Origin of the sequence: Synechococcus sp. EJ6-Ellesmere (assembly GCF_024345875.1) — a bacterium.
In the GTDB taxonomy this organism is placed as follows: Bacteria; Cyanobacteriota; Cyanobacteriia; order PCC-6307; family Cyanobiaceae; genus Regnicoccus_A; species Regnicoccus_A antarcticus.
Genome location: NZ_JAGQBY010000199.1, coordinates 1 through 5,036, shown reverse-complemented (window position 1 = coordinate 5,036; position 5,036 = coordinate 1). Strand labels below are relative to the sequence as shown.

Annotated in this window: 9 protein-coding genes; 1 reads left to right on the top strand and 8 read right to left on the bottom strand. The window is 67.1% G+C overall.

The genetic code is table 11. The features are described 5' to 3' along the window. Positions 1-192: hypothetical protein (locus tag KBY78_RS16125; protein ID WP_255144485.1), on the top strand; the 192-nt coding region annotated here is incomplete at its 5' end. 41 nt (positions 193-233) lie between these two features. Here KBY78_RS16125 and KBY78_RS16120 read toward each other — a convergent pair. The 8 genes from KBY78_RS16120 to KBY78_RS16085 all read right to left on the bottom strand — a co-directional run bounded on the left by KBY78_RS16120 (position 234) and on the right by KBY78_RS16085 (position 5,023). Continuing rightward, positions 234-509 carry a hypothetical protein gene (locus KBY78_RS16120; protein ID WP_255144484.1) on the bottom strand — a complete coding sequence of 92 codons (276 nt, stop codon included), beginning with the start codon at positions 507-509 and terminating at the stop codon, positions 234-236. An 18-nt stretch (positions 510-527) separates the two neighbouring features. Next, positions 528-1,472: a hypothetical protein gene (locus tag KBY78_RS16115; protein WP_255144483.1), complete on the bottom strand. Its 945-nt coding sequence runs from the start codon at positions 1,470-1,472 to the stop codon at positions 528-530. Positions 1,473-1,551: 79 nt separating this feature from the next. Further along, positions 1,552-1,824, bottom strand: coding sequence for a Nif11-like leader peptide family natural product precursor (locus KBY78_RS16110; RefSeq protein ID WP_255144482.1), 273 nt, complete (start codon positions 1,822-1,824; stop codon positions 1,552-1,554). A gap of 114 nt (positions 1,825-1,938) precedes the next feature. Further along, the gene (locus KBY78_RS16105) at positions 1,939-3,120 is read right to left on the bottom strand and encodes a LysM peptidoglycan-binding domain-containing protein (RefSeq protein ID WP_255144481.1); all 1,182 of its coding nucleotides are present in this window, start codon (positions 3,118-3,120) and stop codon (positions 1,939-1,941) included. Positions 3,121-3,123: 3 nt separating this feature from the next. Beyond that, the gene (locus KBY78_RS16100; RefSeq protein WP_255144480.1) at positions 3,124-3,621 is read right to left on the bottom strand and encodes a hypothetical protein; all 498 of its coding nucleotides are present in this window, start codon (positions 3,619-3,621) and stop codon (positions 3,124-3,126) included. A 16-nt stretch (positions 3,622-3,637) separates the two neighbouring features. Next, on the bottom strand, positions 3,638-4,093 hold the full coding sequence (locus KBY78_RS16095) for a type II toxin-antitoxin system YhaV family toxin (RefSeq protein ID WP_255144479.1): 456 nt from the start codon (positions 4,091-4,093) through the stop codon (positions 3,638-3,640). Beyond that, positions 4,090-4,437 (bottom strand): hypothetical protein, encoded by a 348-nt coding sequence (locus KBY78_RS16090; RefSeq protein WP_255144478.1) that lies wholly within the window; start codon positions 4,435-4,437, stop codon positions 4,090-4,092. Before KBY78_RS16090 ends, KBY78_RS16095 begins: the two co-directional genes overlap by 4 nt. A 55-nt stretch (positions 4,438-4,492) precedes the next feature. Continuing rightward, on the bottom strand, positions 4,493-5,023 hold the full coding sequence (locus KBY78_RS16085) for a hypothetical protein (protein ID WP_255144477.1): 531 nt from the start codon (positions 5,021-5,023) through the stop codon (positions 4,493-4,495). Positions 5,024-5,036: the final 13 nt, after the last annotated feature.

The window sequence follows — 5,036 nt, the reverse complement described above, 5'->3', positions numbered from 1 at the left end:
GAAGTCCGCCTGCTTGTGGTTCACCGCTATCCGCCAGGAGTCCAGAAGCTCGGCACCACCCCCTGTGAGGTCGAGTTCTTTGGCCGCCGCGGCAAGCCCGTCAAGAAGATGCGGCTGATTCCCGCCGAGAAGGCATTTGCCTTTGCCCGCAAGCTGCAGGGCACCCCCGGCTGCACCGTCTCGGTCTGCTGAGCCTTGCGGCTCAGGCCCGGCTGCCGGTTGGTGGCCGGGCCTTACAGCCAGTGGCGGTAGGCACTCCGCTGCCGCCGGGCCCTGGCCTTGGAGCGAGCACTGCCGAATGTAGGACTGCTGCCGTCACGGCGACGGCTCACACAGACGCCATGGCGAATGAGCCGGCTGTCCTGGGGATTGGCGCGGCGGGCGGCCACGATTGCCCCATAGCCCTTCTTCTGCTTGCGCTGGGTACGGGAGCGGGCCTGGCTGGCGCTGGCGGCCGGCACCACCGTGGCGGTGGATCGGTTGCGCCAGAACACCAGATACCAGGCCATCACTCTGCGGCGGAGTGATCAGCGCCTCGGTGCAGCCGCCCTGGGCGTGGTGCCCTTCACGGCCTCCAGGTAGAGCTCGGCGGTGCTCAGCGTCTGCAGGTTCACGGCCCCCCCGTGCTCATGGCCCGTTTCAGGCACAGCAGCCGAATAGAGGCCGCTGCGCTGCTGGAACAGGAAGCTGTACACCGGGTGGCGGCGCAGCTCCTCCATGTAGTCGCCATCGCTGAGGGCCACGCCATCGGCGGTGAGGGGCTGGCCCTTGCCGTCCAGCGGCAGCAGCCGCTCGCGGCCATCCACATCCCGGAGCTGGAAGTGGCCGCCGCACAGCGTCACGAAGGTGTCAAAAAACGTCCCCCGCTCATCGCCACCGACGCGGCCTTCCGCTTCTGAGAACAGACGCTCCATCAAGCGTTCCTTGCGCAGGTTCTGCACCTGGGAGCGGGCTTCATCCCGTTCCTTTTCGACGCTGCGCACACGGCGCAGGTTGGCCTCATTGAGCTGGCGTTCGCGATCGCCCACCTGGCGTTCGAACTCTTCTCGCTTGCGCTCAGCGTCCTGCAGGCGGGCGTACTCGTCCGGGTTGATCTCGGAGAAGCGCGACAGCTGGGCGCGGGCCTTGCGTAGCTCTTTTTCGAGCTGGTTGCTACGGCGGCGCTCGGCCCGCAGGGGATCAGCCGTGCTGCTGGCTGCTGGCGTGTCGTCGTTGTCGCCGCTGCCGCCGGGGTCCTGGGGGATGGCGGAATCGAGGCCATCGTCAGCACCGCCCAGATCACCACTGCCGCCCTCGTCCTCGTCGCTGTCGAGAAGGTCGGGGTCGGTGGCAGGTGGAGCAGAGCCAGCAGGGCCCTGGTTGGGCTGCTGCTGCTGCTGGCGGTAGATCTGCCACAGAGCGGCAGGTGCAAGAAGGTCTGGTGCGGTGCCGCTGCTGGTGCGGCTGGATTGAGAAAGGAAGGAGGAGGGCATCACCGATCACGGCTGTGGTGCTGCGGGCGCCCCGTCCGGGCTGCGCTCGCACTCCCTGTTGCCAGACCTGCTGCAGCTCTTATGCCAAGAAGAACTCTCGCCGCCAGATCGACCCCTTCTGGGCCCAGGGCCAGTAGTCCGAGGCTAGATCGCGGGAGCACAAGCGCAGGGTCTGGCGGGTGAACAAGAAGTTCAGCTCGGCGGCGATGGCGAGAATCTCCTCCGGACTGGCGGCGGCTTTCAGCCGGGCCTGATGGGCTGGACTGGCTGCAACAGCGCGGCAGAAGCGATCGAGTGCCAGCTGCTCACTCAGGTCATTGCTCGTCTGGAGCGGATCGGGAGGCACGGCCACTGCAGTTTTCCTCGACTCAAGTTAAGGCTACGTTTTCTGCAAAGTCAGGCCAGTGCTGTAGCGCTCGCCCAGAACGGGAGCGGCCTCGCGTCGCCAGAGAGGAGAGCAGCTCATTCAGGGCACCGGTCCTTCCCCTGCATTGCTGGCGCTGCCGCGGCTGGAGGGCAATTGGATCCACTCCCCCGCCGGTAGCGGCGTCGCGGGCAAGAACCCCGGCACCACCAGGCTCTGGCCTGGGGCGATCGGGGTGGTGGAGCGGTAGACGGGCAGCAGCAGGGTGGTGCCAGGCGGCAGCGGTTCCTCGCTGGGCCAGCTGCTCAGCTCGGGGTTGAACTGGCGCAGCAGGGTGATGCTGAGGTTCTGCTCGGCCGCAACGCTGCTCAAGGTCTCACCCTCACCGGTGGCGTAGGGCTGGCTCTGCTGCAGCACCGGGTTGAGGCTGCGCAGTTTGGTCTCGGTAGTGCCGTGGCGCCCAGCCAGCACCGCCAGCGAATCCCCCTCGACGGAAGTGATCGTCTGGGTGCTCTCCAGCTGGGGGTTGATCCGCCGCAAGGTGGCCACGGTGGTGCCGTAGCGCTCGGCGATCAAGTTCAAGGTGTCGCCATCCCGCAGCACCAGCACGCTGTGGGGCCTGAGCACCAGCTGGATCGCTTCCCCCAGCAGCGGCTGCACCAGCAGGCCGATACCACCGGGGCCGTAGTCCGCCCCGAAGTGCTGCACCAGGCAGCCAGCGAACTGGGCCCGCCCGCCTGATGGCAGCCCGCCCTCGGGCCGCAGCAGGGCCAGGTCTCCCAGCCACATCACCCCCTGGCAGGGGGCCTGCACCGTGCCCAACAACTCCGGATCCCAGGGCAGTGGCGCCTCCTCGCGGAAGCCTGGAGTCGCCCAGTCCAGCTCGGCAGCCAGCCAGTCGAAGGTGTTGCTGGTGCTCACCGGCAGGATCGCCGCACGGCAGAGATAGCCGCGCAGCAGCACATCCCCCGGATCGGTGAGGGCGGTGTCGTTGTAGCCGCTGACGATGCCGCTCTGCTCCAGGAAGCAGTCGATCACATGCCGGCGGATGGGAACCGGATTGCGGCTCTCGGGCCGGTCGACCTCAAACAGGCAGAGGCGGGCATTGGCGTAAGGCTGCAGTGCCAGCCACAGGGGCATGGCCCCTTGGGGTGCAGCAACGGGCTGGGCCACCCAGCTGGCGATCGCCGGGCTGGCCGACGGCATGGCCACCAGTTGCCCCCAGAGCGGAGCACTCCGCAGGGGGTTGAGGCCCTGGTTCAGCGGCGAGAGGGGCAGCTCCATTGCTCAGCCCCGCTGCATCAGGCCCCGAAAGGGGTCCGGGTTGCACTGGCGCCAGTTCTGCAGCCTTGGCAGCAGCATCGCCAGCTGGCCGATGTATTGGCTGCGCTGGCGCCCGAGCGCCACTGCTGGCGACGGGGCATTGGTGTCCCACTGGCTCTCGGTTTCCTCCAGCAGCAGCTCGGTGGCGTACTCCACCACCGCCAACTTGCTCAGCGGCAGTGGGTTGGGCACCACACCACCGGCCACGCCCTTGCGGCGGCTGCGGATCGGGGCATTGAGATCGGCTGGGGTCAGGCCCGCTAGCTGCTGGTCCAGCTCGGCGATGGCATCGAGGTGTCGCTGGGCTGTGCAAACCCCCGTCGGGTAGTGGGTCTGCAGCAGCGCCATCTCCCGGTTCAGGGCAGAGAAGGATTCAGCACTGACAGGGATGGAGAGGGCAATGCGCATGGCCTCGCTGTCGCCGGGGCGCCAGGAGCAAGTCCGGGGTGAGAGCTGGGGCATGCCCTCCTTTGCCAGCTCAGCCGCCGCCGAGCTCCCGTTGCAAGCTCTCCCAGTCCTCGGGGAGATCGCCGCGCTGCACCATCCGCGAGAACACGGCATAGCAGTCATTGCGGTCCCCGTCCTTGCGCGGGTAGCCCAGCCAGAGGATCAGCAGCAGACGCCTGCCCTCCGCCTCAAAGGGGCGAAAGAACAGGCGGTAGCGATCAGGCAGGCCCAGCCCTTTGAGCCGGCCGTAGCGACGCAACGGACCGCTGAGGGCAAAGCGGCTGGCGTAGGGATCGGCGGCGATCCGCTCCTTGATCCCCTCCATCACCGCCGCCAGCAGCTTCACCTGGGGGTGAGACGCAAACTCCTGGGGGGCCAGCTCCTGCTTGAGGCACTTCACCTGGGCTTTGAGCTCGGCGTACTGCAGCGCAAACAGCTGGGGCTGGAAGGAGATCTCCCAGCCATGGCGCACCAGCTGCGGGCTCATGCCCCCGCTTCCTCCTCACCGGCTTCCACAGAGACCCCGGCCAGCAGGTCGTCGTCTTCTGCAGCCATCGCCTCGGTGTAGGCCACCGGACCGCCTTCAGCTGTCAGGGCCTGACGGCTGAGGAAGTCGAGAAAGAGCCCCAGCATCAGGCTCTCCTCTTCCACCTCACTGTCCTGCTGCTCTGGTGACTCCAGGCGCAGCAGCAGGGTGTCGTCGCTGAGCACTTCCACCTGGCCGGCAGCACCAGCGAACTGGGGATGATCTCGATAGAAAGCTGCTGGCAGCCGCAAGCCGGAGGAGTTGCCAATCCGGGCGGGGGTGACACGGTAAGGGGTGACAGCCATGGCGAGCAGCATCGCAAGGGCGGACTTACGCCATGTTAGTCCGCCTTTGTAGTTCTCAGGTTGCCGCTGCACCATCGAGTCCCAGCTTCTGGCGGAGCTCCACGCCGTCGATCACCCCCCGCTCGTGCAGTACCAGCCACTCCTGCACCGACGGCTGGGGTTTGCGCGGCGGTTGCGGCGGCACCAGTGGGCAGATCTCCACGTTGCAGGCCGGCGTGTTGGACAGCTTTTCGCCAGTGAGGCGGGTCCACTGGCCCAGCAGGGTGCTGAGCATCGAGCTCTTCTGGCCCGCCAGCGACTGCAGCACCGCAAAGCTCTGGCCGGCGGTGAGCGAAATCTCCAGCTCGGTGCGGGCCGGGCCGTGGCCACCGGCGGGGATCAGGGCGTCGCGGCGCATGGCTTCCTCCAGCTGCTGCAGGTAGGCCCGATGCTCTGCCAGCGAACGGGCTTCTATTTCGACCCACTGGAACTTGGCGCGGTAGCGCCCCTTTGAGTGGTGTAACTCAGAAGGTCCTGTGACCCTGTCTGGAGGGTGAACAGGTGCAGCCAGAGGATGACTGCTCAGGAGCTGATTGTGCAGCTCCATTCAATCACTATGA